This window comes from Aurantimonas sp. (genome assembly GCF_964217435.1).
Lineage (GTDB): Bacteria > Pseudomonadota > Alphaproteobacteria > Rhizobiales > Rhizobiaceae > Aurantimonas > Aurantimonas coralicida.
The window spans coordinates 23,041-48,753 of record NZ_CAXPJM010000053.1; the positions used below are offsets into that span (position 1 = coordinate 23,041).

The 25,713-nt window shown below is 67.2% G+C and carries 20 protein-coding genes and 2 tRNA genes; 10 read left to right on the forward strand and 12 right to left on the reverse strand.

Annotation, left to right across the window (positions count from 1 at the left end; translation table 11 throughout):
- Nucleotides 1-260 precede the first annotated feature (260 nt).
- The 3 genes from ACEQX1_RS17555 to ACEQX1_RS17565 all read right to left on the reverse strand — a co-directional run bounded on the left by ACEQX1_RS17555 (nt 261) and on the right by ACEQX1_RS17565 (nt 6,192).
- Entirely contained in the window at nt 261-4,139 is a 3,879-nt protein-coding gene (locus tag ACEQX1_RS17555) for a vitamin B12-dependent ribonucleotide reductase (RefSeq protein WP_188077929.1), read from the reverse strand.
- Between the two features lie 614 nt (nt 4,140-4,753).
- Nucleotides 4,754-5,251 (reverse strand): xanthine phosphoribosyltransferase, encoded by a 498-nt coding sequence (gpt, locus tag ACEQX1_RS17560; RefSeq protein ID WP_009209626.1) that lies wholly within the window; start codon nt 5,249-5,251, stop codon nt 4,754-4,756.
- A gap of 185 nt (nt 5,252-5,436) precedes the next feature.
- Entirely contained in the window at nt 5,437-6,192 is a 756-nt protein-coding gene (locus ACEQX1_RS17565; protein WP_370192725.1) for a competence/damage-inducible protein A, read from the reverse strand.
- A gap of 299 nt (nt 6,193-6,491) precedes the next feature.
- On the opposite strand from ACEQX1_RS17565, the gene wrbA reads away from it, so the two are divergent.
- Nucleotides 6,492-7,091 (forward strand): NAD(P)H:quinone oxidoreductase, encoded by a 600-nt coding sequence (wrbA, locus tag ACEQX1_RS17570; protein ID WP_228240981.1) that lies wholly within the window; start codon nt 6,492-6,494, stop codon nt 7,089-7,091.
- 177 nt (nt 7,092-7,268) lie between these two features.
- On the opposite strand, the gene ACEQX1_RS17575 is transcribed toward wrbA, so the two are convergent.
- Nucleotides 7,269-7,475, reverse strand: coding sequence for a hypothetical protein (locus tag ACEQX1_RS17575; RefSeq protein WP_228240982.1), 207 nt, complete (start codon nt 7,473-7,475; stop codon nt 7,269-7,271).
- A gap of 157 nt (nt 7,476-7,632) precedes the next feature.
- Between ACEQX1_RS17575 and ACEQX1_RS17580 the strand changes: the two genes are divergently transcribed.
- Nucleotides 7,633-7,718: transfer RNA gene (locus ACEQX1_RS17580), tRNA-Leu, on the forward strand.
- 148 nt (nt 7,719-7,866) lie between these two features.
- Nucleotides 7,867-9,675 (forward strand): adenine deaminase, encoded by a 1,809-nt coding sequence (gene ade / locus ACEQX1_RS17585; protein WP_370192722.1) that lies wholly within the window; start codon nt 7,867-7,869, stop codon nt 9,673-9,675.
- A 39-nt stretch (nt 9,676-9,714) separates the two neighbouring features.
- Here the strand turns inward: ade and ACEQX1_RS17590 are convergent, their stop codons facing one another.
- On the reverse strand, nt 9,715-10,182 hold the full coding sequence (locus tag ACEQX1_RS17590) for a LysE family translocator (RefSeq protein ID WP_370197241.1): 468 nt from the start codon (nt 10,180-10,182) through the stop codon (nt 9,715-9,717).
- 391 nt (nt 10,183-10,573) lie between these two features.
- On the opposite strand from ACEQX1_RS17590, the gene ilvA reads away from it, so the two are divergent.
- Nucleotides 10,574-11,827: a threonine ammonia-lyase IlvA gene (ilvA, locus tag ACEQX1_RS17595; protein WP_188077935.1), complete on the forward strand. Its 1,254-nt coding sequence runs from the start codon at nt 10,574-10,576 to the stop codon at nt 11,825-11,827.
- A gap of 59 nt (nt 11,828-11,886) precedes the next feature.
- On the opposite strand, the gene ACEQX1_RS17600 is transcribed toward ilvA, so the two are convergent.
- The 6 genes from ACEQX1_RS17600 to ACEQX1_RS17625 form a co-directional block, all read right to left on the reverse strand.
- Nucleotides 11,887-12,906 (reverse strand): aldo/keto reductase, encoded by a 1,020-nt coding sequence (locus ACEQX1_RS17600; protein ID WP_370192717.1) that lies wholly within the window; start codon nt 12,904-12,906, stop codon nt 11,887-11,889.
- A 49-nt stretch (nt 12,907-12,955) separates the two neighbouring features.
- Complete coding sequence (locus ACEQX1_RS17605) at nt 12,956-14,011, reverse strand: hydroxyacid dehydrogenase (RefSeq protein ID WP_370197244.1); 1,056 nt, start codon at nt 14,009-14,011, stop codon at nt 12,956-12,958.
- Nucleotides 14,008-15,051, reverse strand: coding sequence for a LacI family DNA-binding transcriptional regulator (locus tag ACEQX1_RS17610; protein ID WP_370192713.1), 1,044 nt, complete (start codon nt 15,049-15,051; stop codon nt 14,008-14,010). The genes ACEQX1_RS17605 and ACEQX1_RS17610 overlap by 4 nt, the downstream gene beginning before the upstream one ends.
- Before the next feature lie 38 nt (nt 15,052-15,089).
- The gene (locus tag ACEQX1_RS17615; protein WP_370192712.1) at nt 15,090-15,836 is read right to left on the reverse strand and encodes an ATP-binding cassette domain-containing protein; all 747 of its coding nucleotides are present in this window, start codon (nt 15,834-15,836) and stop codon (nt 15,090-15,092) included.
- The gene (locus tag ACEQX1_RS17620; protein ID WP_370197247.1) at nt 15,833-16,864 is read right to left on the reverse strand and encodes an ABC transporter permease; all 1,032 of its coding nucleotides are present in this window, start codon (nt 16,862-16,864) and stop codon (nt 15,833-15,835) included. The genes ACEQX1_RS17615 and ACEQX1_RS17620 overlap by 4 nt, the downstream gene beginning before the upstream one ends.
- A gap of 76 nt (nt 16,865-16,940) precedes the next feature.
- Nucleotides 16,941-17,885: a substrate-binding domain-containing protein gene (locus ACEQX1_RS17625; RefSeq protein ID WP_370197250.1), complete on the reverse strand. Its 945-nt coding sequence runs from the start codon at nt 17,883-17,885 to the stop codon at nt 16,941-16,943.
- Between the two features lie 335 nt (nt 17,886-18,220).
- Here ACEQX1_RS17625 and ACEQX1_RS17630 point away from each other — a divergent pair, with 335 nt between their 5' ends.
- The 4 genes from ACEQX1_RS17630 to ACEQX1_RS17645 all read left to right on the forward strand — a co-directional run bounded on the left by ACEQX1_RS17630 (nt 18,221) and on the right by ACEQX1_RS17645 (nt 22,442).
- Nucleotides 18,221-19,153, forward strand: coding sequence for an SMP-30/gluconolactonase/LRE family protein (locus ACEQX1_RS17630; RefSeq protein ID WP_370192709.1), 933 nt, complete (start codon nt 18,221-18,223; stop codon nt 19,151-19,153).
- 73 nt (nt 19,154-19,226) lie between these two features.
- Nucleotides 19,227-19,673, forward strand: coding sequence for an RbsD/FucU family protein (locus tag ACEQX1_RS17635; RefSeq protein WP_370192708.1), 447 nt, complete (start codon nt 19,227-19,229; stop codon nt 19,671-19,673).
- Nucleotides 19,674-19,681: 8 nt separating this feature from the next.
- A complete protein-coding gene (locus ACEQX1_RS17640; protein ID WP_370197252.1) occupies nt 19,682-20,599 on the forward strand; it encodes an amidohydrolase in 918 nt (305 codons plus the stop codon).
- Nucleotides 20,600-20,717: 118 nt separating this feature from the next.
- A complete protein-coding gene (locus ACEQX1_RS17645; RefSeq protein ID WP_370195442.1) occupies nt 20,718-22,442 on the forward strand; it encodes a GMC oxidoreductase in 1,725 nt (574 codons plus the stop codon).
- 63 nt (nt 22,443-22,505) lie between these two features.
- Here the strand turns inward: ACEQX1_RS17645 and ACEQX1_RS17650 are convergent.
- Nucleotides 22,506-22,595 (reverse strand) — tRNA-Ser (locus tag ACEQX1_RS17650).
- Between the two features lie 602 nt (nt 22,596-23,197).
- Between ACEQX1_RS17650 and ACEQX1_RS17655 the strand changes: the two genes are divergently transcribed.
- On the forward strand, nt 23,198-24,289 hold the full coding sequence (locus ACEQX1_RS17655) for a septal ring lytic transglycosylase RlpA family protein (protein ID WP_370195440.1): 1,092 nt from the start codon (nt 23,198-23,200) through the stop codon (nt 24,287-24,289).
- 208 nt (nt 24,290-24,497) lie between these two features.
- Entirely contained in the window at nt 24,498-25,691 is a 1,194-nt protein-coding gene (locus ACEQX1_RS17660; protein WP_370195439.1) for a D-alanyl-D-alanine carboxypeptidase family protein, read from the forward strand.
- Nucleotides 25,692-25,713: the final 22 nt, after the last annotated feature.

The window sequence follows — 25,713 nt, forward strand, 5'->3', positions numbered from 1 at the left end:
CAAGGCAAGCGCGAGCGGGTGCCTCCGGGACGGGAGAGCGAACGTCCGTCGCAGGTCATGACGCCGCAGAGGGCCGTTCTGGCTCGTCGCGCCGTGCAGGGTTGCTGCCAATCAGTTTGCGGCGGCAGGCCGGCCCCGTAAGTGTCCCGTCGCGCGAAACGGGGGCGAGATCCGATGACGCTTCAGGTCAAAGTCTTTCCACCAAACGAAAAAGCCCCGGAAGCAGGGCTTCCGGGGCTCTTGACGGTCTTTGGGTCGGATCAGCTGCAGCCGCTGGTCGAGCCGCAGGTGTCGCATTTCAGGCAGGTGCCATTGCGGACCATCGAGTAGTTGCCGCATTCGGTGCAGCTGTCGCCGGTGTAGCCCTTCATCATGGCGATGGAGCGCCGTTCGGCGGTCGACGGTGCCGCCGCCACATTGGCGGTGTCCTTCGCGCTCGCCTCATAGGCCAGCGGCTGATCGAACAGGCCCTGGGCCGGCGTCGTGTCCGACGTCGGGGCCGGATCGGCAAGCGGCGCCTGCTCGTAATCGCGCTTGAAGGCGGCCGCCGGCGTGCCGAGCGCCGTCGGCGACAAAGCCGTGGCCGTGGCGGCCGCCGTTGCCGGACGGCCGGTGACGCGGGCAGGGGATCCGCCGGCGGTGTTGGCCGCCGTCCGCGCGGCCGTGGTCACCGGCTTGGTGCCGGCCGGGGCGTTGGCCGCGTTGCCCTGGGGCTCGGCCGAGGAGATCAGCCGGAACTTCGACGTCTGCCCGCGGACCATGCCGTGGGAGACCGGCAGCGGCTGCGGCTTGTCGCCCTCGACACCGCGACCGAGGGTCGAGGCGCCGAAATCTTCCGGCTGGACATGGGCGAGATCGTGCCGGTCCAGATAGGAGACCGCCAGCTCGCGGAAGACGTAGTCGAGGATCGACGTGGCGTTCTTGATCGCCTCGTTGCCCTGGACCATGCCCGCCGGCTCGAAGCGGGTGAAGGTGAAGGCCTCGACATATTCGTCCAGCGGCACGCCGAACTGCAGGCCCAGCGAGATGGCGATGGCGAAATTGTTCATCATCGCCCGGAAGGCCGCGCCTTCCTTGTGCATGTCGATGAAGATCTCGCCGATGCGGCCGTCATCGAACTCGCCGGTGCGCAGATACACCTTGTGGCCGCCCACAATGGCCTTCTGGGTGTAGCCCTTGCGCCGGTTCGGCAGCTTCTCGCGGTCGCGCACCACCTTCTCGACGATCCGCTCGACGATGCGCTCGGCGACTTCCGCGGCCTGGGCCGGCTTGGTCGCGGAGGCGAGCGCCGCGGTCGCCATCTCGACGGCGTCCTCGTCCTCGTCGTCCTCGTCGGCGATCAGCGAGGCGTTGAGCGGCTGCGACAGCTTGGAGCCGTCGCGGTAGAGGGCGTTCGCCTTCAGGGCCAGCTTCCACGAGAGCATGTAGGCCGCGTTGCAGTCCTCGACCGTCGCCTCGTTCGGCATGTTGATGGTCTTGGAGATGGCGCCCGAGATGAAGGGCTGCGCCGCCGCCATCATGCGGATGTGGGATTCCACCGACAGGTAGCGCTTGCCGATGCGCCCACAGGGGGTCGCGCAGTCGAACACCGCCAGGTGCTCGGGCTTGAGGTGCGGTGCGCCCTCAAGCGTCATGGCGCCGCAGACATGGACGTTGGCCGCGTCGATGTCCTTCTTCGAGAAGCCGAGGAAGGGCAGGAGCTCGAAGGCGAAGTCGGCCAGCTGCTCGTCGGAGACACCCAGCGTCTCCTTCATGAACGCCTCGCCGAGGGTCCACTTGTTGAAGACGAACTTGATGTCGAAGGCCGAGCCGAGCGCGGCGTTGAGCGCGGCGATGTGCTCGTCGGTGAAGCCCTTGGCCTTGAGCGAGCCCGGATTGATCGCCGGCGCCTGGTTCAGATTGCCGTGGCCGACCGCATAGGCCTCCATCTCGGCGATCTGGGCTTCGGTGTAGCCGAGCGAGCGCAGGGCCTCCGGCGCGGCGCGGTTGATGATCTTGAAGTAACCGCCGCCGGCGAGCTTCTTGAACTTCACCAGCGCGAAGTCGGGCTCGATGCCGGTGGTGTCGCAATCCATGACGAGGCCGATCGTGCCGGTGGGCGCGATCACCGAGACCTGGGCGTTACGGTAGCCGTTCTTCTTGCCGAGTTCGACGGCATCGGTCCAGGCGGTCTTGGCCCGGGCGGAGAGGCGCTTGTCGGGCAGCGAGGCATGGTCGAGCGGGACCGGGTCGACCGACAGGCCCTCATAGCCATTGGCGATGCCATGGGCGGCCCGGCCATGATTGCGCATGACGCGCAGCATGTGCTCGGAATTGCGCTCGTAGTCCGGGAAGGCGCCCAGATGCCCGGCCATCTCGGCCGAGGTCTTGTAGGCGACGCCGGTCATCAGCGCCGCGATGGCGCCGCAGATCGCCCGACCCTCGTCGGAATCATAGGGGATGCCGGCGGTCATCAGCAGGCCGCCGATATTGGCGAAGCCGAGGCCCAGCGTGCGGTAGTCGTAGGACAGCCGCGCGATCTCCTTGGACGGGAACTGCGCCATCATCACCGAGATCTCGAGGACGACGGTCCACAGGCGGGTGGCATGCTCGAAGGCGTCGGTGTCGAAGCGCTTGATGCCCTCCGGGCCGTCGAGGCCTTCCTCGCGGAACTGGATGAGGTTCAGCGACGCCAGGTTACAGGCCGTGTCGTCGAGGAACATGTATTCCGAGCACGGATTGGAGGCGCGGATCGGGCCGGCCGCCGGGCAGGTGTGCCAGTCGTTCATGGTGGTGTTGTAGTGCAGGCCGGGATCCGCCGAGGCCCAGGCGGCGTAGCCGATCTGGTCCCAGAGCTCGCGCGCCTTCAGGGTCTTGGCGACCTTGCCGTCGGTGCGACGGATCAGGTCCCAGGTGCCGTCCTCCTCGACCGCGCGCAGGAAGTCGTCCTTCAGCGAGACCGAATTGTTGGAGTTCTGGCCGGACACGGTGAGATAGGCTTCGGAATCCCAGTCGGTGTCGTAGACCGGGAATTCGATGTCGGTGTAGCCCTGCCGCGCGAACTGGATGACGCGCTTGACGTAGTTCTCCGGAACCTGGGCGCGCTTGGCGTCCTTGACCGCGCGCTTGAGCGCCGGGTTCTTCATCGGCTCGAAGCAGTCGCCGTCCGGGCCCTCGCAGTTCACGCAGGCCGACAGGATCGCCTTGAGGTGCTTCGACACGGTCTTGGAGCCGGTGACGAGCGCGGCGACCTTCTCTTCCTCGCGGACCTTCCACGAGATGTAGTTCTCGATATCGGGATGATCGATGTCGACGACGACCATCTTGGCGGCGCGGCGGGTGGTGCCGCCCGACTTGATGGCGCCCGCCGCGCGGTCGCCGATCTTCAGGAAGCTCATCAGGCCCGACGACTTGCCGCCGCCGGCAAGGGTTTCGCCTTCGCCGCGCAGATAGGAGAAGTTGGAGCCGGTGCCGGAGCCGTATTTGAACAGGCGCGCCTCGCGGACCCACAGATCCATGATGCCGCCGTCATTGACCAGATCGTCGGCGACGGACTGGATGAAGCAGGCATGCGGCTGCGGATGCTCGTAGGACGAGGTCGAGCGGGTCAGTTCGCCGGTGCGGTAGTCGACGTAATAATGGCCTTGGCCGGGGCCGTCGATGCCGTAGGCCCAGTGCAGGCCGGTGTTGAACCACTGCGGCGAGTTCGGCGCGACCTTCTGGGTGGCGAGCATGTAGGCGAGCTCGTCCTTGAAGGCGGCGGCGTCCTCTTCCGAGGCGAAATAGCCGCCCTTCCAGCCCCAGTAGGTCCAGGTGCCGGCGAGCCGGTCGAAGACCTGGCGTGCGTCCATCTCCGAGCCGGTGCGCTCGGCCTCGGGCAGCTTGGCCAGCGCCTCCTCGTCGGCGACCGAGCGCCAGAGGAAGGAGGGAACGTCGTTCTCCTCGACCTTCTTCAGCGCCTTCGGCACGCCCGCCTTGCGGAAATATTTCTGCGCCAGGATGTCGCTGGCGACCTGGCTGAACTGGGCCGGCACGTCGATGCCGGCGAGGCGGAAGACCACCGAACCGTCGGGGTTCTTGATCTCGCTCGTCGCCTTGCGGAACTCGACCGAATGGTAGGCGCTCTCGCCAGCCTTCGTGTACCGGCGTTCGATCTTCATGCCCATGACGGTCCTCGTCTATTCCGTGTTTGCCGCAACGAATCGCGCCAGCGGGCGAGGGAAACCCCTTCGCGCGGCGCGTTGTCCTCGAAAAATCACCGCCGGGCGCATGTGGTATGGGTCCCGGCTGGCGACACTAGATATAGTATATTCGGGGTGGTTAAGCGACTCTGAATCGGGCGTTCGGGACCGGAGGCAGCAGCTTATCCACCTATTCCCGATGGGCCTGTGGACAGCGGTTAACGCCTTGGCGCCACGCGGCCGGTTCCGCCCTGCCGGGCCGACGTTCCAGCCGGCGCCGGATCGCTCTCGGGCGGGCCTGCAGCTTGCGGCCAACCTCGCAGGGGGAGGCTGGCGAGCGCAAGTGTGGACAGCGGTTGAAAGCGGGGACAAGTCCGCGAAGGCGCCGGAGCACGGCTGTTTCGTCGGACGCTTGATGTCGCACCGGTGCGGTCGGGCAACGGTGCGAAGGCGGGCAGAGAACGCCCGGACCGGATCGGCCGGTCCCGGTAACCGAATCGGTGTCTGGCTACGAAGATCGACGCCCGAACGCGTCTCGTCCTTCAGCCGGACAGCGAACCGGGCCGGCGAGGGGGCTTATTGCCGAGTGGGTGTCAGCCGAGGGTGCTCTTGCTGATCGGCGCCTGGAAGGTCAGGCCGAGATCCCAGGGGAAGAAGATCCAGGTGTCCTGCGACACCTCGGTGATGAAGGTGTCGACCAGCGGCCGGCCCTTCGGCTTGGCGTAGACGGTGGCGAAATGCGCCTTGGGGAGCATGGTGCGCACCAGGCCGGCGGTCTTGCCGGTGTCGGTCAGGTCGTCGACGATCAGGATGCCGTCGCCCTCATCCTTCAGGAGTTCCGGCGAGATCTCCTTGAGAACCCTGAGCTCTCCCTGCTCGCTGTACTCGTGGTAGGACGCGATGCAGACCGTCTCGATCAGGCGCGTGCCGATCTCGCGGGCGATGATGGCCGCCGGCACGAGGCCGCCACGGGTGATGCAGACGATGGCGCGCCAGTCGTCGCGCTGGCTCGCCAGCCGCCAGGCCAGTGCCCGTGCATCGCGGTGAAACTGGTCCCAGGAGACGGGGAAGGATTTCTCGACCGTGGACATGACGCGCTTCCGGGCTGCTGGAGGGAGCGGTTGCGATAGATCGAATCATCCCGCCGATGCAAGCCGCGTGGCCCGCGGACGCGGGTTTCCACGCATAAAACAGCCGAGCGCCGCAGCACTGCGGCAAAACGGACACGTTGCCGGCGTCGGATCGGAAGGAGATCGCCGGTCCGCCGGGCTCGGTCCTACCCCTTGGTACGCGCCCGTCCAAGATCCTCGAGCATCGCCGTGACGGCGGCTGCGGCGCTCTTCAGGGCCGCATCGTCGCGCGAGCGCACGACGATCTCGGTGGAATAACGGTCCCCGTCGAACTTCGGATAGGAGCCTATCGTCACGGCCGGATGGGCCTTGGACAGGCTGCGCAGCGGATCGCCGATGTCGCCTTCGCCATACGGGCAGGGGATGGCGAGGCTGGCGATGGCCTGGCCGGCCGGCAGCGTCGACAGGACATTGCCCAGCATGGCCTGGAAGATCTGCGGGACACCGGCCATGACGAAGACATTGTCGATGCGAAAGCCCGGGGCCTTCGACACCGGATTGTCGATGAGCGTCGCGCCCTCCGGGGTGCGAGTCATGCGGCGGCGGGCGTCGGTGAACTCGAGGCCGCGGCCGGCATAATAGTCCGCCAGGAGTTCGACCGCCTCGGGATGCTCGCCGATGGGCAGTCCGAAGGCGGCGGCGACCGCATCGGCGGTCAGGTCGTCATGGGTGGGGCCGATCCCGCCCGAGGTGAAGACGTAGTCGTAGCTGCGCCTGAGGGTATTGAGCGTGTCCGCGATGAAATGCGGCTCGTCGCCGATGATGCGGACCTCCTTGAGATCGATGCCGGCGAGCGTCAGGAATTCGGCCAGATGGCCGATATTCTTGTCCTTGGTGCGCCCGGACAGGAGTTCGTCGCCGATGGCGAGCATCGCGGCGGTCGCGGCGGGTTGGGCACTCATGGCGAAGCTCCGGCACTGCGCTGGGACCACGGCACGGACTGCGTCCGCGACCCTCCACAGCTCGATCGATTCTCAGCGGCACCACCCGGTCCGGACGGCGCTGCAGCACCGCTAATGAGGGCGTTCGGCGGCGCAAGGCAAGGCCTAGCGCAAAATGGCAAGACGCCCGCTTCGCTTCGGCGGGGTGACGGTGCGTTGCAACATCACCCCCCTCTCGGATGCCGGCAAGCCGACTAGGTAAGGCCCCGAGCCCATGCGGCGTCCAGACTTCACGACATTTTCTGAAAGGAAGCGAACCGATGGCGAAAGTCCTCGTACTCTACTACTCCAGCTACGGACATATCGAGGCGATGGCGGAAGCCGTGGCCGAGGGCGCGACCAGCGCCGGCGCCACGGTAGACATCAAGCGCGTCCCCGAGACAGCCCCGCAGGAAGTTGTGGCGGCGGCACATTTCAAGACGGATTACGCCCATCCGGAATGCGACCCGATGGATCTGCCCAACTACGACGCCATCATCGTCGGCGTGCCGACCCGCTTCGGCAACATGGCCTCGCAGATGCAGGCGTTCTGGGATCGCACCGGCCCGCTTTGGGCGAAGGGCGCGCTCGTCGGCAAGGTCGGCGGTGCCTTCACCTCGTCCGCGTCCCAGCATGGCGGCAACGAGACGACGCTGATCTCGGTGATCAAGACGCTGCTGCATCACGGGCTGATGGCCGTCGGTCTGCCCTATGCCTTCGCCGGACAGATGGACATGGACGAGATCGTCGGCGGCACGCCCTATGGCGCTTCCACCATGGCCAGGGGTGACGGTTCGCGCATGCCGAGCCAGATCGAGCTCGACGGCGCCCGTTTCCAGGGTCGGCACATCGCCGAGATTGCCGCGAAGGTCGCGGCCTGAACCAGGCCGGATTTTTGGGGAAGGCGAGGGACACGAGATGCCCCTCGAGGGTGGTCGTCCGATATGGCTCGGGCGACCGCTACGCCGATAGACGGCGCAAAGACATGATTCCGATCGCCTGCGTCACGCATCGGGCGTGAGGGCCTGCAGGATCGGGGGCGCCGAAATGCGCTCGTCTCAGTTGTTCGGCGTCTCCTGAAGCGAGCCGTTGCCTTCGAAATTGAGCGCATCGAGCAGGCGCGTCAGGGCCGCGTTCTGCTTCTTCAACCGGACGAGGAAACCCTGCGCTTCGCGAGCATCGGTACTGGCGCTGTCGACACTCTCCACGCGGGCAATGCGCGCGGATCGGGTGGTGTCTCCGAAACGGCTGGAGTGCTCCGTCATGCGTCGGTCTCCCATGCTCGTGTGGTCCGGCTTCTGGCCCGCCGGTTACGCAACGTTACTCATTTTCGCCGCATTTCGCGATGGCTTTTTGTTTCAGTGTGACATTCGGTCCACGAATCTTGACACGGATACCCCGTTTGGTTGAGGTCGCGGCGGCGCGGGCGTGGCGGAATGGTAGACGCAAGGGACTTAAAATCCCTCGGGCTTCGTCCCGTGCGGGTTCGAGTCCCGCCGCCCGCACCAGCAGACAGAACGACTTAGTGCCGGTTCTTGCTGCAATTCGCGAACGATGGCTCCATCAGCGAGCCATCAGTGGCACTGATCACCACAATGTGTGACCGCCGATCACGGACTGGCAGCGGCGGCCGGGCTCTCTCCACGGGGACATTCCATGACCGATCTACCCCCCAGCGTGCCCCCGTTCGAGGCCGTGGCGCCGCAACTCGTCGATGTGGCGATGGGGCGGACTCCGGCTGATCTGGTCGTGCGCAACGCGCGCTGGGTCAATGTCCATTCCGGCGAGATCATTGCGCAGACCGACGTGGCGGTCGCTGCCGGGCGCTTTGCCTATTGCGGGCCCGACGCCGGCTACATGATCGGGCCGGATACCGAGGTGGTGGACGCTGCCGGGCGCTTCATCATGCCGGGGCTTTGCGACGCGCACATGCATGTCGAGAGCGGCATGGTGACCGTTACCGAGTTCTGCCGCGCGGTGATTCCGCACGGCACGACCTCGATGTTCATCGACCCGCACGAGATCGCCAATGTGCTGGGCCTGCCGGGCGTCCGGCTGATGCATGACGAGGCACTGGCCCAGCCGGTGAATGTCTGGGTGCAGATGCCGTCCTGCGTGCCGTCGGCGCCGGGCCTGGAGGAAGGCGGTGCGATCCTCGGCCCGCGGGATGTCGCCGAGGCGATGGGCTGGCCGGCGATCATCGGCCTCGGCGAGGTCATGAACTTTCCCGGCGTGGCGGCCAACGACCCGACGATGGTCGGCGAGATCGCGGCAACCCGGAAGGCCGGGCGGACGGTCGGCGGCCACTATGCCTCGCCCGATCTCGGTCGCGCCTTCCACGCCTATGTCGCCGGTGGTCCCGAGGACGACCACGAGGGCACCCGCATGGAGGATGCCGCCGCGCGGGTTCGCCAGGGCATGAAGGCGATGCTGCGGCTGGGCTCGGCCTGGTACGACGTCGCCGAACAGGTGCGGGCGATCACCGAGATGGGGCTCGATTCGCGGCACTTCATCCTGTGCACCGACGACTGCCATTCCGGCACGCTGGTCCGCGAGGGCCACATGGACCGCGTCGTGCGGCATGCCATCTCGCGCGGCCTAAAGCCAATGACCGCGATCCAGATGGCGACGATCAACACCGCCGAGCATTTCAAGCTGGAGCGCGAGATCGGCTCGGTCACGCCGGGGCGCCGCGCGGATTTCCTGATCGTCTCCGATCTGAGCGATCTGACCATCGACGCCGTCTATGGCCGCGGCGTGCGGTTGGCATCCGGCGGCAAGCTGGAAGCCGACATGCCGGCCCATGCCTATCCGGACAGCGCCATCGATACGGTGAAGCTCGGCCGGGCGCTGACGGCGGACGACTTCCGCGTCGCCGCGCCGAAGGGCGCGGGCGCGACGGTCGAGGCGCGGGTCATCGGGGTGGTCGAGAACCAGGCGCCGACCCGGGCGCTCACCGCGCGGGTGCCGGTGCAGGGCGGCATCGCCATGCCCGACCCGGACAACGACGTCTGCCGCATCGCGCTGGTCGAGCGCCACCGGGCGAGCGGCGACGTGGTCAACGGCTTCGTCTCGGGCTTCGGCTACACGGGACGCTGCGCCATGGCCTCCACCGTCGCCCATGACAGCCACCACATGATCGTCGTCGGCACGTCCGAGGACGACATGGCGCTGGCCGCCAACCGGCTGGGCGAGGTCGGCGGCGGCGTGGTCTTCTTCGCCGATGGCAAGGAGCAAGCGCTGGTCGAGATGCCGATCGCCGGCCTGATGTCGAGCGAGCGGGCCGAGATCGTCGCGGAAAAGGCCGACCGGCTGATCGCGGCGATGCAGGCGGCCGGCTGCACGCTCAACAACGCCTATATGCAGCATTCGCTGCTGGCGCTGGTGGTCATTCCCAGCCTGCGCATCTCCGACAAGGGCATCGTCGACGTGGAGCGCTTCGAACTGGTCGACCTCTTCGTCTGACGCATCGGACCGCCAAACGGCCCGGTCGCGCCTTTCCGATCAGGCGGCGACCGGGCTCCGGGCATCCGACATGATCTTCAGCCCGATCGCGACGAAGCAGGCGCCGGACGCGGCCGTCGCAAAGACGCTGGCGAACAGCACGATCGCCTTGGGATTGGTCAGGGTGACGACGAAGCCGAACAGGAGCGCACTGCGCTCGCGCGGCGCCTCGCCGGCGATCTCCACGCGATCGGGCCGCTTGATGATCAGCCGCAGGCCGAGGAAAACGAGATAGGCGCCGCCGAGGATGCGGACGAGCCAGATCAGCCATTGATACTGGGTCAGGATCGCCGAGAGGCCAATCAGGCTCAGGCCGGCATAGAAGCCGAGACCCAGCGAGACGCCCAGCGCCGTCGCCAGGCCGGCCCGCGAGCCCCGCGTCATGGCAGAGCGCACGACCGCAACGAAATCGGGCCCCGGCAGCATCAGCGCCGGGACGAATACCGCGAACACGCTGCCGACTGTCATGACGAGATCCATCGGGCATTCTCCCGCGCAGGCTTGAGAGGGGCGATTATCGCCGCAGCCTTCGGACCACGCAACGACAGCGACGCCGAGACGCGGATCGGCCGCGCGGCTTTACAAATTCGCGCGGATGGCCGATGGCTGGCGCAACGGCAATCGAGCAGAGAAAGGGGCGCGCGATGGCATGGAACATCACGATCGGCGGAGCCACGTCCCTGATTATCGGCGCCGGCCTGTCTGGCGCCCCTGCTGCACAGCAGCCTTCCGGTGCTCTGACATGTCCGGCACGCGGCGGCGTCGCCTAGACAGCTTCCGCCTATCCGGCCGCCGCATGTGACGGCCGTGCATTCCTCCGGAGCCGGAGCCGGTTCCACAAGAGCTAAGTCTGTGATTCATGTCCGATAACGAGTTTTCCCGCCGCGTCGCTGTCGCGGAAGAGGCCCTGCGTGCCCTGTTTCCGGCGACGCCCCTGCAGCTCAACGAGCATCTTTCCGCCAGATACGATGCGCGCATCTTCCTGAAGCGCGAAGATCTGACGCCGGTGCGCTCCTACAAGATCCGCGGCGCCTTCAATTTCATGCGCAAGCGGATCGCCAACGGTTCGGCGACCGGGCGGTTCTGCTGCGCCTCGGCCGGCAACCACGCCCAGGGCTTTGCCTTCGCCTGCCGGCATTTCGGTCTTGAGGGCCGGGTCTACATGCCGGTGACGACGCCGCAGCAGAAGATCGACAAGACCCGTGTCTTCGGTGGCGATGCCGTCGAGATCGAGCTGATCGGCGACTTCTTCGATGATTGCTACGCGGCGGCCAAGGCCTATTCCGCCGAGACCGGCGCGGCGATGGTGCCGCCCTTCGACCATGAAGACATCGTCGAAGGCCAGGCGACGGTTGGCCAGGAAATCGCCGCGCAGCTCGACGGCGAGCGCCCCGACATGCTGGTGCTGCCGGTCGGCGGCGGCGGACTGGCCTCGGGCCTTGCGCGCTACTACGCCGGCGAAGCCAGCCCCGACTTCCGCTTCGTCGAACCGCTCGGGGCGCCCAGCCTGCGCACCAGCCTGGAAAAGGGCGAGCGTACGCGTCTGCCGCAGCTCGACGGATTCGTCGACGGTGCAGCCGTCGCCGAGATCGGCGCGCTGCCCTACGAGACGCTGTCGCGCTTTTCGCCGGACAACGTGCTGCTGTCGCCGGAAGGACGGCTCTGCCAGACCATGCTGGAGATGCTCAACCTGGAGGGCATCGTCCTCGAACCGGCCGGCGCGCTGGCCATCGACGCGCTGCGCGACCTGAAGGACGAGATCCGCGGCAAGACCGTCGTGCTGGTGGTCTCAGGCGGCAATTTCGATTTCGAGCGCCTGCCGGACGTGAAGGAGCGGGCGCTGCGCTTCGAAGGCTTGAAGAAATACTTCATCCTGCGGCTGGCCCAGCGTCCCGGTGCGTTGAAGGACTTCCTCGACTATCTCGGCCCGGACGACGACATCGCCCGCTTCGAGTATCTGAAGAAATCAGCCCGCGACTTCGCCTCGATCCTGATCGGCATCGAGACCAAGGACCCGGCGAATTTCGAGGGGTTGCTGGCCCGCTTCGCCGAGAACGGCGTCAGCTACCAGGACATCACCGACAACAACATCCTCGCCGACCTCCTGATCTGATCCGCCGGCGATCCGCGTGATCACGACCGCCGCTGCTCCGGCCAGCGGCGGTCGCTTGCTCAGCCCTGCGGGACCGGCGCGTCGGCGCGCAGCAGGCCTTCGGACTTCAGGTCCGACCACAGGCCGGCCGGGATCGTCTGTCCGATCAGTTGCAGATTGCGCTGCAGATGGTTGCGGGCGGACATGCCGGGGATGACCGCGGCGACGCTCGGATGGGTGAGGGGAAAGCGCAGGGCGGCGGCGGCCAGCGGCACGTCATGGGCCTTGCAGACGCTCTCGATCCGCCGCACCCGATCCAGGATCGCGGCCGGCGCCGGCTCGTAATCGTAGGTGGCACCCGCCACGGGCCCCGTCGCCAGAATGCCGGAGTTGAACGGCCCGCCGATGACGATCGAGGCGTTCTCGCGCTGGCAACGCGGCAGGAAGCTGTCGAGTGCGGTCTGTTCGAGAAGCGTGTAGCGGCCGGCCAGAAGGAACACGTCCCAGCGTCCGTGGTCCATCGCCTCCTCGCAGACCTGCCACTCGTTGACGCCGAGCCCGATCGCCTTGACGTCGCCATTGCGGCGCAATTCGTCGAGCGCCCGGTAGCCCCCTTCCATGGCCTGCCGGAACAGCGCCGGATGCGCGGCGGCGCCGTGGGTCACCGGGCCGATGTCATGCAGGAAGAGGATGTCGACCCGGTCGACGCCCAGCCGCTGCAGGCTGTCCTCGTGGGAGCGCATGACGCCGTCATAGGAATAGTCGTAGTCGGAGCGGAATGGCGCCGCGTCGATGAATTTGTCCCGGTCCGGATTGGGCCCGCGATCCGGCCGGATCAGCCGTCCCACCTTTGTCGAGACGACCGCCTCCTGCCAGGGCAACCCGCGCAGGGCATCGCCGAAACGGCGCTCCGACAGGCCGAAACCGTAATAGGGGGCCGTGTCGAAATAGCGAAAGCCCGCCTCCCAGGCGTCGGTCAGGAGGCCGCGTGCCTCGTCCTCGGCGATCGGAGCGTAGAGATTGCCCAGCGGCGCACCGCCGAAGCCGTATTCGGTGACCTGGACGCCGGTGCGCCCGATCTCGCGTTTGCCGAACTGCATGGGTAATCCTCCCTGTTCGTTCAGGCGGAGCCTCGCTGCGGCCGCCAATCTAGTTTGTCGTCACCGGGCGCGAGCGCATCCTGGCGACGGTCTCGCGCTCGGCCCGCTTGGACAGAATCGGCGGCAGGCCGCGGTCCATCAGATCCATATCGTCCAGCACCATGTCGCCCATCCGCTTGAACGCGATATCGAGCGCGCCGGCGCGATGGGCCGAGCAGAGGAAGCCGTCGAGGGTGCGCACCGGATGATCCGGCGCCAGCGGCTCCTCGGGGAAGACGTCGCTGGCGGCCTGGATATGCTTGGCACGCACCGCCGACATCAGGGCGTCGAAATCGACGACGTCGGCACGGCTGAGGAGAATGAAGGACGCGCCCGCGCGCATGGCCGCAAACTGGGCGGCGCCAATGAAACCCTGGTTCTCGGAGGTGACCGCGGCGACGGTGAAGACCGTGTCGCTCTCGGCCATGACCTCCTCCAGCGTGGCGGGGACAACGCCGTGGCCGCGCAGGATCGCATCGGGAAGCCAAGGGTCGAAGACCCGGATGGTGACGCCGAGCCCCGTCAGCAGCCGGTGCAGCGCCCGGCCGAGATCGCCAAAGCCGATCAGGCCAATATCCGATCCGCCGATCAGGCGGGCGCCCTGATTGCCGTTGCCGCCCCAGGCTTCGCGCCCCTCGCGGAAGGCGCGCGCCGCGGTGCTGACGCCGCGGGCGAGATCGAGTGCCATGGCGAGGCCCAGTTCGGCGACCGGCTGGGCAAAGACGGCGCCGGTCGTCACCACGTGAATGCCGCGCTCGAACAGCGTCGTATAGGGCATGTTGTCGATGAGGTTGCTCTCGACATTGAAGACGCAGCGCAGCGATTGCAGCCGCTCCAGCGTGGCCGCGTCGATCGGGGGCTGGCCGATGATGTAGCGGGCCGCCGCCAGGACCGGATCGGGCAGGGCGGCCAGACCGTCCGGTTCGCATTCCACGACCTGATAGGTGTCGAAGAGCTGCCTGCGCCGCGCATCGGTCAGGATCAGCGCCAGCGAGCGCGGATGCGGCACGCTGATCACCAGCGGGCGGTCGTCGACAATTTCGGATGGGGCAGCCGGCAGGCTCACGCGACGTTCTCCATGTTCGTTTGCGAGCGCGGCGGCCTCGCCGATCCGCGGATCACCAGACGCGACGCCAGCCGCCTGTCCGACGGACGCTGGCTTGGATCGGCCAGCAGCTCCTGCATCATGTCGGCGGCCGCGTCGATCATCGCGGCGACCGGCTGATGGACCGTCGTCAGGTCGTAGGCCGCATGGGCGGCGACGCCGATGTCGTCGAAGCCGACGACCGCCAGATCGCCGGGAATCTGCAGGCCTAATTCGCTGCGCGCCACGTCGATCACCGCCAGCGCCATGACGTCGTTGGCGGCGAAGATCGCGTCGGGCCGCTCGGCTCCCGACAGCAGCCGCCGGCTGGCGGCAAGACCGTCTGCATAATTGAAATTCCCTGTCTCCTCGGCAAGCAGCGCGACGCCGCGGGCCGCGAGCCGGTCCCTGAAGCCGCGCCGCCGTTCGCCGCTCGTCGCTGCACAGGGCAACCCGGCAAGAAAGGCGGGGCGCCGGCAACCGGCATTCAGGAACAGGTCGGCGACGGCCGCCGAGATCTCCACATTGTCGACTGTAACCGCGCCCACCGGCACTTCGTCGGCGTGGTCGGAGATGCCCTCGATATCGGAGTTGAACACGACCACCAGCGGGATATCGAATTCGGTGTAGCGGGCGGCGGACTGGGGCGAGATGTCGTTGGACAGGAAGAAACAGCCGTCGACCCGGTATTCCAGCATGGACGGCATGGCGATCTGGAGGTCGCTTTCCGCGTCGCCGGAGAAGATCAGCGTCTTCAGGCCATCGTCCTGCAGACGCCGCGCCAGCCGCTCCAGCGCGACGGCGATGAAGGGATTGTCGAGCCGGCCGGTGACGATGCCGATGATGCCGGAGCGCCGGCTTACCATCCCGCGGACCAGGGCGTTGCGGTGATAGCCGAGTTCCTTGGCGGCTGCGAGTACCTTGCGGCGCGTCTCGTCCGAGACGCTGGCGCCCTCGGTGAGGGTGCGCGACACAGCCGAACGCGACACGCCGGCCAGTTCCGCGACGTCGAGCGCGGTCACGCGGCGTCGGGACGGGCGCGAGGGTCGCTTGGCTGACGTCATGCCGTTTCGAGCGCCCCCGTGATCAGGCCGGTCGCCTCTTCGGGAGAGCTGGCGGAGATGGGCTTGTCGGCGACCTTGCGGCCGCGGCGCAGCACCACCAGTCGCTCGGCGACCGCGAAGACGTCGGGCATGCGGTGGCTGATGAGGACGACGGTAACGCCGCTGTCGCGCAGCCGCTTGATGAGGTCCAGCACCTGCGCGACCTGACGCACGCTGATGGCCGCAGTCGGCTCGTCCATCAGGACGATCTTCGATTCCGCCAGGCGTGTCCGGGCGATTGCGACGGCCTGGCGCTGGCCGCCGGACATCATCCGCACCTTGTCGCCGGGGCGGGTCTCGGACTGGAGCTCGGCGAAGAGCTCGGCCGCGCGGCGCGACATGGCACGGTAGTCGAGCACCTGGAAAGGACCGATGCGGCGCTTGAGTTCGCGGCCGAGGAAGACGTTGTCCGCCGCTGTCAGGTTGTCGCAGAGCGCCAGGTCCTGATGCACGACCTCGATGCCGTGATTGCGCGCATCGGCACTGTCGGCGAAGCGCACCGGCCGTCCCTCCAGCGCGATCTCGCCCTCGGAGGGCTGGAAATTGCCGGCGATGATGCGCACCAGCGTCGACTTGCCGGCGCCGTTGTCGCCCATCAAGCCGACGACCTCGCCATGGCCGAGCGTCAGGTCGATGTCGTCGATCGCATGGATCGCGCCGAAGCGCTTGGAAACGTTGCGCAGTTCGAAGAGCGGTCCGGTCATTCGGCAAGCCTCCGCGTGGCGGCGAACTGGTCGAGGGCGACGGCGGCCACGAGAATCACGCCGATCAGGATCTGCTGGATGAAGGAGGAGACGTTAAGCAGCACCAGACCATTGGTGAGGACGCCGATCAGCAGTGCGCCGACGACGGTGCCGAAAATGCTGCCGACGCCGCCGAAGAGGCTGGTGCCGCCGATGACGACGGAGGCGATGACGGTGAGTTCTAGGCTCAGGCCGGCGACCGCCTCGGCCGAGTTCAGGCGGGCCGAGAGAAGGAAGGCGGCGAGGCCGCAGAAGAAGCCGCTGATGACATAGACCAGCATCACGATCCGGCGGATCGGCACGCCATTCAGCGCGGCAGCCCGGGCGTTGCCGCCGGTGGCGTAGACGTGCTTGCCGAAGGCGGTGTAGCGCAGCACCAGATGTGCAACGAGCGCCGCAAGGACGAAGATGATGACCGGGACGGGCACCATCGAGATGCGGCCTTGGCCCCACCAGGCGTAGTCGGCGGTGAAGCCGGAGATCGGCCCGCCACCGGAAAACAGCAGCGCCGCGCCGCGAAAGGCGGTGAGCCCGCCCAGCGTGACCACGAAGGGCGGCACCTTGAGGCGGGTGATCGCCAGCCCCTGGAGCGCGCCGCCGGCCATGCCGACGGCGAGCGCGGCGAGGACGGCGAAGATCACCGGGTTGCCCGCAGCGTCGCCGGCGGCGATGGCGAAGCGGTCGTCCAGGCCGCCCTTGGCGACATAGGCGCCGACGAGCCCGGCGAGCGCCAGGAGCGAGCCGACCGACAGGTCGATGCCGGCGGTCAGGATGACGAAGGTCATGCCGATGGCGATCAGCCCGGCGATGGAGACCTGCCGCAGGACGTTGAAGATGTTGAGCGGGTGCAGGAAACGCGGCTCGAGAATGGCGAAGATCGCGACGAGCAGCAGCAGGAACAGCGGGGCGGCATAGCGGGCCAGGAACTGGATCGCATCGAAGGGATGCGCTCGCGAGTGCGGCACCGCAGGCGGGGGCGCAGGGGTCATGGTCTCATCCGAAGACAGGGGCGGGAAAGAGCCGGCGGCGACGCCGGCTCTTCTGGCAGCGCGGTGACGCCCGGCGCTACTGGATCTCGCCGAGGCGCTCGGCCTTGTCGAGATTGTCCTTGGTGATCGCGATCGGGTTCAAGAGAACCAGCGGCTCGGGTGCCTTGCCGTCGCGCAGATGCGCGATCATCGCCTCCAGCGCCGTGGCGCTCTGGCCGCCGGGAAACTGCTCGATGGTCGCGGCGAGGCCGCCGTCGCGCACCGAGGCCAGGGCCTCGGGCAGGGCGTCGAAGCCGATGATCGGGATGTCGAGGCCGCGCTCCTGCGCCACCTGCAAGGCGCCGAGCGCCATGTCGTCATTGGCGGCGACGATGACATCCGGCGGGGTGGCGAGGCCGCCGAGGATCGCCTCGGTGACCGACGCGCCTTCCTCGCGGGCGAAATTCGCCGTCTGCTCGGCGACGAACTCGTATTTGTCTTTGCCGTCGAGGACGTTGTGCAGGCCCTTGTTGCGATCGATCGCCGGGCTCGCACCGGGCTGCCCCTGCAGATTGACGACGCGGGCGCCGTCCGGGAACAGTTCCATGATGAGGTTGCCCTGGGCCTCGCCGCCGACGACATTGTCGGCGCCGACATGGGACAGGATACCCTCGACACCGTCGACGCGGCGGTCGATCGTGATCACCGGGATCTCGGCATCGACGGCCTGCTTGAGCGCCGGGGCCATCGCGACCGCGTCGATCGGGCTGATGATGATGCCGTCGACGCCCTGGATGATCGCCGCTTCGACGTCACCGGTCTGCTTGGTCGTCTGGTTCTGGCCGTCGGTGGCGATCAGGCTGATGCCGCCGACCTCCTCGGCCTTCTTGGTCAGCGCGTCCTGCATGTGGACGAAGAACGGGAACTCCAGCGCCGGCATGGAGGTCGCCAGTGTGACGTCCTGGGCATGCCCCGGCACCATGGCGCCCAGCAGCGACGCGGCGACGACGCCCGGCGCCAGCAATTTCGAAAACGGCTTCATTCCATCCTCCCGAGATCCGGCGCGTTCGCGGCCTCCCAGCGTCGAACGCCCGTATTTATCGTTGCGGAATCAATTAGAAGCGCCAACCGCCCCAAGTAAAACCGCCCTTTGCACACGTGTGCAACGATGCTACGCTAGCTTCGGTGCTGCGATCGGTCAATGGGCGGGCTGCCGCCGGCGGATTTCAACTTTGCGCTGAATGTATAGCCATGTTGCGATGCGAAATCCGACAGTAAAGGGTTGATCTGCGTCGCCTTCGGGTGACACTCAAGGCGAGGGGCGACGGCATTCCTGCTGCAAACGCCCAGGACGAACTGCCGGCGGGAGGGCCGAATATGGGGGAAACAGGATCGGCTGTGGCCGTGGAGGATCCGCGCTTTGCGGCATTCTTCCCGCCAGACGCGAAGCTGGAGCGCATTGCGGAGGGGTTCATCTGGGCCGAGGGGCCGGTCTGGTTCGACGAGATCGGCGAATTGCGCTTCTCCGACATTCCCAACAACCGCATGATGGCGTGGACGCAGGAGGGCGGCCTGCGCGTCTTCCGCCAGCCGGCACAAAGCACCAACGGCCATACCCGCGACCGCGACGGGGCGATGATCTCCTGCGAGCATACCGGGCGCTGCGTCAGCCGGACCCGGATGGACGGCACCTACGAGGTGCTGGCGACCCACTGGCAGGGCAAGCGGCTGAACTCGCCCAACGACGTGGTGGTCAAATCCGACGGCTCGATCTGGTTCACCGATCCGCCCTACGGAATCATCTCGGACCATGAGGGCATCCGCGCCGAGAGCGAGATCGGGTCGAACAATGTCTACCGGATCGATCCCGACACCGGTGCGGTCGAGCTCGTCGCCGACGATTTCGACCGGCCCAACGGCCTGGCCTTCTCGGTCGACGAATCCGTTCTCTACGTGGCCGATTCCGGTCGTGCCCGCGGCCATGGGTTCGGCACCGACGACAGCCGGCCGCATCACGTGCGCGCGCTGACCGTGGTGGATGGCCGGCGGCTGGGGGCGAGCCGGGTCGTCTGCGAGGTCGACCGCGTGCCCGACGGCCTGCGGGTCGACACGGAGGACCTGCTCTGGATCTCGGCGGCCGACGGCGTCCATTGCTTCACGCCGGCCGGCGAACGGCTCGGCCGCGTGCGGGTGCCGGAGGTCGTGGCCAATCTCACCTTCGGCGGGCCGGACCGCTCGCGGCTCTTCATCTGCGGAACGAGCTCGATCTACGCCATCGACACCACGCGCTGCGGGGCGCAGCGGCCGTGATCGTCACCGTCCGCAGCCTCCTCACGAACACACGGCTCCGGAACGGGGCCGACCACCAGAAGGACCATCGCCCATGCTGAAGGGGATCGACCCGCTCCTGAACGCCGAATTGCTGGGCGTCCTCGCCGCCATGGGGCATGGCGACGAGATCGTCATCACCGACGCGAACTTCCCGTCCGAATCCGTGGCGCGCGACACGGTGCACGGCACCGCGCTGCGCATGGACTGCTCGGCCCCGCGCGCGGTCGCGGCGATCCTGTCGCTGCTGCCGGTCGACGATTTCGAGCCGGACGCCGTGCGCTTCATGAATGTCGTCGGTGATCCCAAGGCCCGGCCGGAGGTGATCCAGGAAGGCGAGGCGTTGTTTCGGGCCGAAGGCGCGGATCTCACCGGCGTCGACCGGTTCGATTTCTACGATCAGGCGCGCGAGGCCTATGCGATCGTCCAGACGACAGAGCGGCGGTTCTACGGCAATTTCATCATCCGCAAGGGCGTGATCCCGCCGGGTTCCAGCAGCTGAGGCGAGCGATGTCGGAGCGGATCGACGCCCATTGCCATTTCTGGCAGCTGTCGCGAGGCGACTATCACTGGCTGCAGGACAATGATGATCCGGCGCTGGCCCCGATCCGGCGCGATTTCGGCCCCGCCGATCTGCGCCCGCACTCGGCTGCGGCCGGGATCGGGCAGGTGGTGCTGGTGCAGGCGGCCGAAAGCGACGCCGAGACCGATTTCATGCTGGCGCTTGCCCGGCAGAACGCGGACATCGCCGGCGTCGTCGGCTGGGTCGATCTGGCCTCGGCCGGGGCCGCGGACCGGATCGCAGCGCTTGCGGCGGAGCCGGCGCTGAAATCGCTGCGGCCGATGCTGCAGGACATTGCCGATCCCGACTGGCTGCTGACGGCGCCGACACCCGCGGCACTCGCCGCTCTGGACCGCTCGGGCCTGCGCTTCGATGCGCTGGTGCTGCCGGTGCATCTGTCGCGGCTCGCGAGCTTCTGTGCAGCCCATCCCGATCTGCCGGTCATCATCGACCACGCCGCCAAGCCGGCGCTCGGCGCGCCGGCGGACGATCCGAGCCATGCCCTGTGGGCCGAGGGGATGGCCCGGCTGGCCAGCGAGACGGCCTGCGCCTGCAAGCTGTCCGGCCTCCTGACCGAGATGCGTCCCGACCAGCGCGACACGTCGGCGGCGGCGCTGGCCGTCCTGCAGCCGGTGTTCGAGCAGCTGCTGGGCTGGTTCGGGCCCGAGCGCCTCGTCTGGGGCTCGGACTGGCCGGTGCTGACCCTGGCGGCATCTCACGCCCGCTGGGTCGAGATCACCGACGCCTTGCTTGCCCCTCTGTCGGCAAGCGAGCGCGCGGCGATCCTCGGCGGCAATGCCCGCAGGTTCTACGGGCTGGCGGAGGCGAATAACGGATTGGGCTCAGCCAAGCTGACCGGCACCTGAACGCGCTTTCTCGCTTCCTTGCGCGAGTAATATGTCCCGGTACAACGTGGACGCGCTCCCCTTCCGTTGCGAAACGTGCCAGCTTGGTCAAAGTGCAATGCAGCATCGGGGCTTGATCATGATCTCGCATGGTGTTCCTTCGCATTTCGGAACCGCGGATATCTGTGTGGCGGGAGCGGGCCCGGTTGGTCTCGCAGTTGCACTGCAATGCGCCCAGGCCGGCCTCAAGGTGATCCTCCTGGAGTCCGGTACGCAGCGCGCAAGCAAGACGCACCAGCTGCTGTCGAATTTCACCAGCGACGACGACATCATTCATGCTCCGGCGCATCTGACCGTGCGCAGGGTTCTGGGTGGCACATCAACCATGTGGGGCGGGCGCTGCGTCGAGTACGACGATATCGACTTTGTCCGGCGCGACCATGTGGGAGGGTCGGGCTGGCCTATCGCCCATCATACGCTGAGACCGTACTACGACGCCGCGCGCCGTTTCCTCAGCAGCGATTTCGGCGCAATTGACCCGGTGCCGGAGCAGAGTGTCTTCCAGACCACGTCGCTGGAAAGCTGGACCCGCGACAGAAACACGGCGCATTACCACCGCGAGGTCCTGAAATCGTCGAAAAGCATACTCGTCTGCACCGACAGCACATTGGTCGACGTGCGGATGCGCAATGGGGGCGGCGCCGTCGAAGCGTTCGTCATCCGGTCTCGCGGGCAGGAGGTTGTCGTCCGGGGCTGCGCCTTCGTTCTCGCCTGTGGGGGGCGCGAGAACGCCCGTTTGCTCCTCAACCTGCAGAGGCGGTTCTCCGCAATGTTCGGCGGGGAAGGGGGCCCACTGGGGCGCCGTTACATGGGCCATCTGGCCGGCGAAATCGCCTGTATCGAATTCGCGGACCCGAGCCTGGCCGAAGCGTTCTTCTTTCGGCGGGCCGGGCAGCGGACCTTCATACGGCACCGGTTTCGACCGACCGACGAGACCCAGCGTCGCCACGAGCTTCTTAATATCGCCTTCTGGCCAAAGAGTCCGCCGCCGGAGGATGCGTCCCATCGCGACGGCGTTGCTTCGGCGCTGCACATAATGAGCCGGCTGCGTGTACGAGCGCGACATCGACCGGGGCGCCCAGCCGACCCGACAGTCGCCAGCGCGCACATCCTCAATATTCTCCGCAAACCGGGTGCTGCGATGATCGGGGCAGCCAGCTATGCCTATCGGCAAGCGACGCCGCGCAGCCGATATCCGCATTATTTTCTTCGGACACCCGATAATATCTATCTACTCCACTATCACTCCGAACACGCGCCGAACGACGCTAGCCGGATCGCGCTTTCGTCCAACAAGGACGATTTCGGGCTTCACCGACTATCGGTGAGCTTCCGCTATGGCCACCAGGATTTCCAGTCCGTCGTACGCGCCCATGAACTGCTGGATGAGTGGCTGAGGTCTCAAGGATATGGCCGATTGCGATATCTCTACGATAGCGGGGATCGCCTTGAGGGCATCCGCCGCCATGCCCGGGACGGCTACCACCAAATCGGCCTGACCCGCATGTCGGATAGGCAGGGAGATGGGGTCGTCGACACAAACTGCACCGTACACGGGGTCGCCAACCTCTCCATCGCCGGAAGCTCGGTTTTCCCGACCTCCGGACAAGCCAACCCGACCCTCGCCGCAGTCGCGCTTGCGCAGAGACTTGGCGATCACCTCACCCGAAGGCTCTCGACGCGCGGCTCGCCCAGCCCGGCTCCGCACGACCCGCCAGCACGTTCGTCCTCCACCAGACTGAGGGGCGTTTCCTCCGAGGACGAACGGACGGGGCAGAAGCGTGAACCGATACTCGGTCATTGACGCGAACCGCACTGCACCCCGGGACGATAGGAATTCGCGATACCAAGTGATCGATAGCTGGGTTGGCGGATGGGGTGGGATTCGAACCCACGGTACGGTCTCCCGCACGCCGGTTTTCAAGACCGGTGCCTTCAACCGCTCGGCCACCCATCCGACAGCGTCCGATTAAAGCCGACGGCGGTCCGGCGCAAGCGGGCGTGGTGTCTTTGCCGGGATCGTGGGCGTGGCCTTCCTGTCGATGCCGGCCGCGTGGTTCGCGCAGTCGGTGACCCGCGGCAGGGTCGGGAGAGGCCGTTGTAATAATTCGTGAACGGGCGTGATCCGCATGCCGGCCGATGTAGCAACCGTGGCGGCAATGTGGCGCCCGGCGTTGGTCCGCGGGGCCGCGCAGCTTTCGGCATGCCGGCGCATCGTGCTGTGTTCGCGTGGGAGAGCCTGTTCGGACTCAACGCGTTATCGCCGGGCGCGGCAGGGGCCGCGCCGCGTTTGGGGGGCGTGGCAACGCGGAGCCGGGCGGTTGTGAAGAGCGTGTCGGCTGCGCGCGGCCGGCGGCCAAGTCAAGCGCCGAAAGGGCCGGCGGATCGGGCGCGTTGCGGCCAAAGGTTTGCCCGGCGGGTTCAGTCTTTGGTAAGCTCCAGCCTGCATGGGGGCGCAGGTGCCGGAAGTGCCGTTCGCGGATCTTCCGGCTGTGTATTGAGTGATGGAAGGGGCGCAGCATGGGCATTGCCGCTGCGAGACGGAAGCGACACGGGCTGATGACCGGCCTGATCGTTTCGTCCGGAATGTTTCTGGCCGGCTGCACGGGGGCGCAGTCCCCGGTCGAGGAACTGGCCGACATCAGCACTACCGTGAAATTCGACTCCCGGACCTTCGGCGTTCCGGCCAGTCCGCGCATCACCACTGCCAAGCGCGTGCCCAAGGGCGGCGGCCGTTCGCAGGTCGGCAAGCCCTACAAGGTGCGCGGCAAGTGGTACTATCCCAAGGACGATCCGGGCTATTCCAAGTCCGGCACGGCCTCGTGGTACGGCCCGAACTTCCACGGCCGCCTGACCGCGAATGGCGAAGTCTACGACATGCATGGCTTGTCGGCGGCCCATAAGACGTTTCCGCTGCCCTCCTATGCGATGGTCACCAATCTCGAGAATGGCAGCCGCGTCATGGTGCGGGTCAACGACCGCGGGCCCTTCGCCCATGGCCGCGAGATCGACCTCTCGGCCGTGGCGGCGAAGCTGCTCGACTTCCAGCATGCCGGCACTGCCGAGGTGCAGGTCGACTATATCGGCCGGGCGCCGCTGGAAGGCGACGACACGCAGATGCTGATGGCGAGCTACGTGCCGGCCCAGGGCGCCGATCCGTATGGCGACGCCGTCATGGTGGCCTCGGCCGACGATCGGCCGATCCCGCAGCGCGGCGTCCAGCCGAGCGCCATCGCTTATGGCGAGACCCGCGAATTGCCGGGTGTGCGTCCGGACGCCGTCCGGGCGGGTGAGGGCAGGGGCGCCGGATCGGGTGAAGGCTTCGATCTGCGCCGCTTGCTGCCGCTGGACGGGATCGCCGCTTTTGCCAGCTCCTACGCGCCGGAACACAGCACTGGCGGTGCAGGCGATGCACTGTCGGCGGCGGTCGCCGCGGAGCCGGAACGGATTGCCATCGGCACGATCGCCGGCGATCTGGCAGAGCGGGTGCGCAGCGTCGCATTCGGTCATGGCGAACTGGTCGAGGACGCAGTTCCCCGCGAGAATGGCCTCGTCGCGACGCTGGTGGTCGCCCCCGGTGCCGACACCGATGCCGTGCTGCGCCGGCTCTGGCAGGTCGGCGCCGAAGACGCCTTCGTCATTCGCGACTGATCGGTTGCGCGACAGGCCCGGCACGGCGGCTGCCGAGCCGGCCCACGGGCTTGTTCAGCCTCTCAGCGCATCCTCTCCCGAGAGAGCGGAAACCAGTCCGACGGAAAGTGACGACGGGCATGTTGCAGCGGCGTCCGGCAGCGGCCTAAAGTCCGCTCATCTTCCAGTGCCGCGGCTTCCAGCCGCCGGCACGTGCACGCGGATACCGATGACAAACGCATTTCCGTTCAAGGCCTTCCTCGTCACCGCCTCTCTCCTGCTGCCGCTGGCAGGGCCCGCCGGCCCCGTCCTGGCCCAGGAGGAGGACGTGCCGCGGATCGAGACGACGGCCCGCGAAGCGTTGCTCGTCGATGGCGAAACCGGAACGGTCCTGTTTGCCAAGAATGCCGACGCACCGTTTCCACCGGCGTCGCTCGCCAAGATGATGACGATGGAAATCGTCTTCGCGGCGATCAAGGAGGGGACGCTCACCCTCGACACGGAATTTCCCGTCAGCGAGCATGCCTGGCGCACCGGCGGCGCCCCGTCGCGGACGTCGACGATGTTCGCCGAGCTGAAGTCGCAGGTGCCGGTCTCGGCGCTGATCCGTGGGGCGATCATCCAGTCGGCCAACGACGCGGCGATCGTCATCGCCGAGGGCATGGAAGGCTCCGAGGCGGCCTTCGCCGAGCGCATGAACGCCCGGGCCCGCGAACTCGGCATGATCAATTCGCGCTTCGCCAATCCGACCGGCCTGCCGGCGGACGACCAGTATGTCACCGCCCGCGACCTGATCACGCTGGCGCGTCACCTGCGGTCCACCTATCCCGAGCTCTACGCGATCTATGCCGAGCCAGCCTTCGAGTGGAACAGGATCTTCCAGCGCAATCGAAATCCGCTGCTGTCGATGGAGATCGGCGCGGACGGGATCGAGACCGGCTATACCGAGGCCTCGGGGTTCAGCCTGGTCGGCGCCACCTCGCATGGTGGCCGCGATACGCTTCTGGCGGTGAGCGGGCTCGAAACCCCCCGCGACCGTGCCAGCGAAGCCCGCAAGCTGCTCCTGTGGGCGCGGGAATCGTTCGAATTGGAGACGCTGTTTCCGGCCGGCCAGATCGTCGGGTCGGCCAATGTCTTCGGCGGCGAATCCGGCAGTGTCGGGTTGGCCGCGACGGAGCCCGTCGAGGCACTCGTCCCCGCCGATGCGCCGGAGCTCGTCAGCCTGCAGATCCGCTATCTGGAACCCCTGATCGCGCCGATCGCCGAAGGCCAGACCGTTGCCTCGCTGGATATTCTGGTAGAAGGAGAGCCGGTGCTTTCGCGCGACCTCCACGCTGCCAGCGCGGTGGCTGCCGGAAGCTTCACCGATCGCGCGCTCGGCGCGGTCAGGGAGCTCGCCGTCGGCTGGCTCCGGACGCTCTGATCATCCACGCGGACGCGAATTG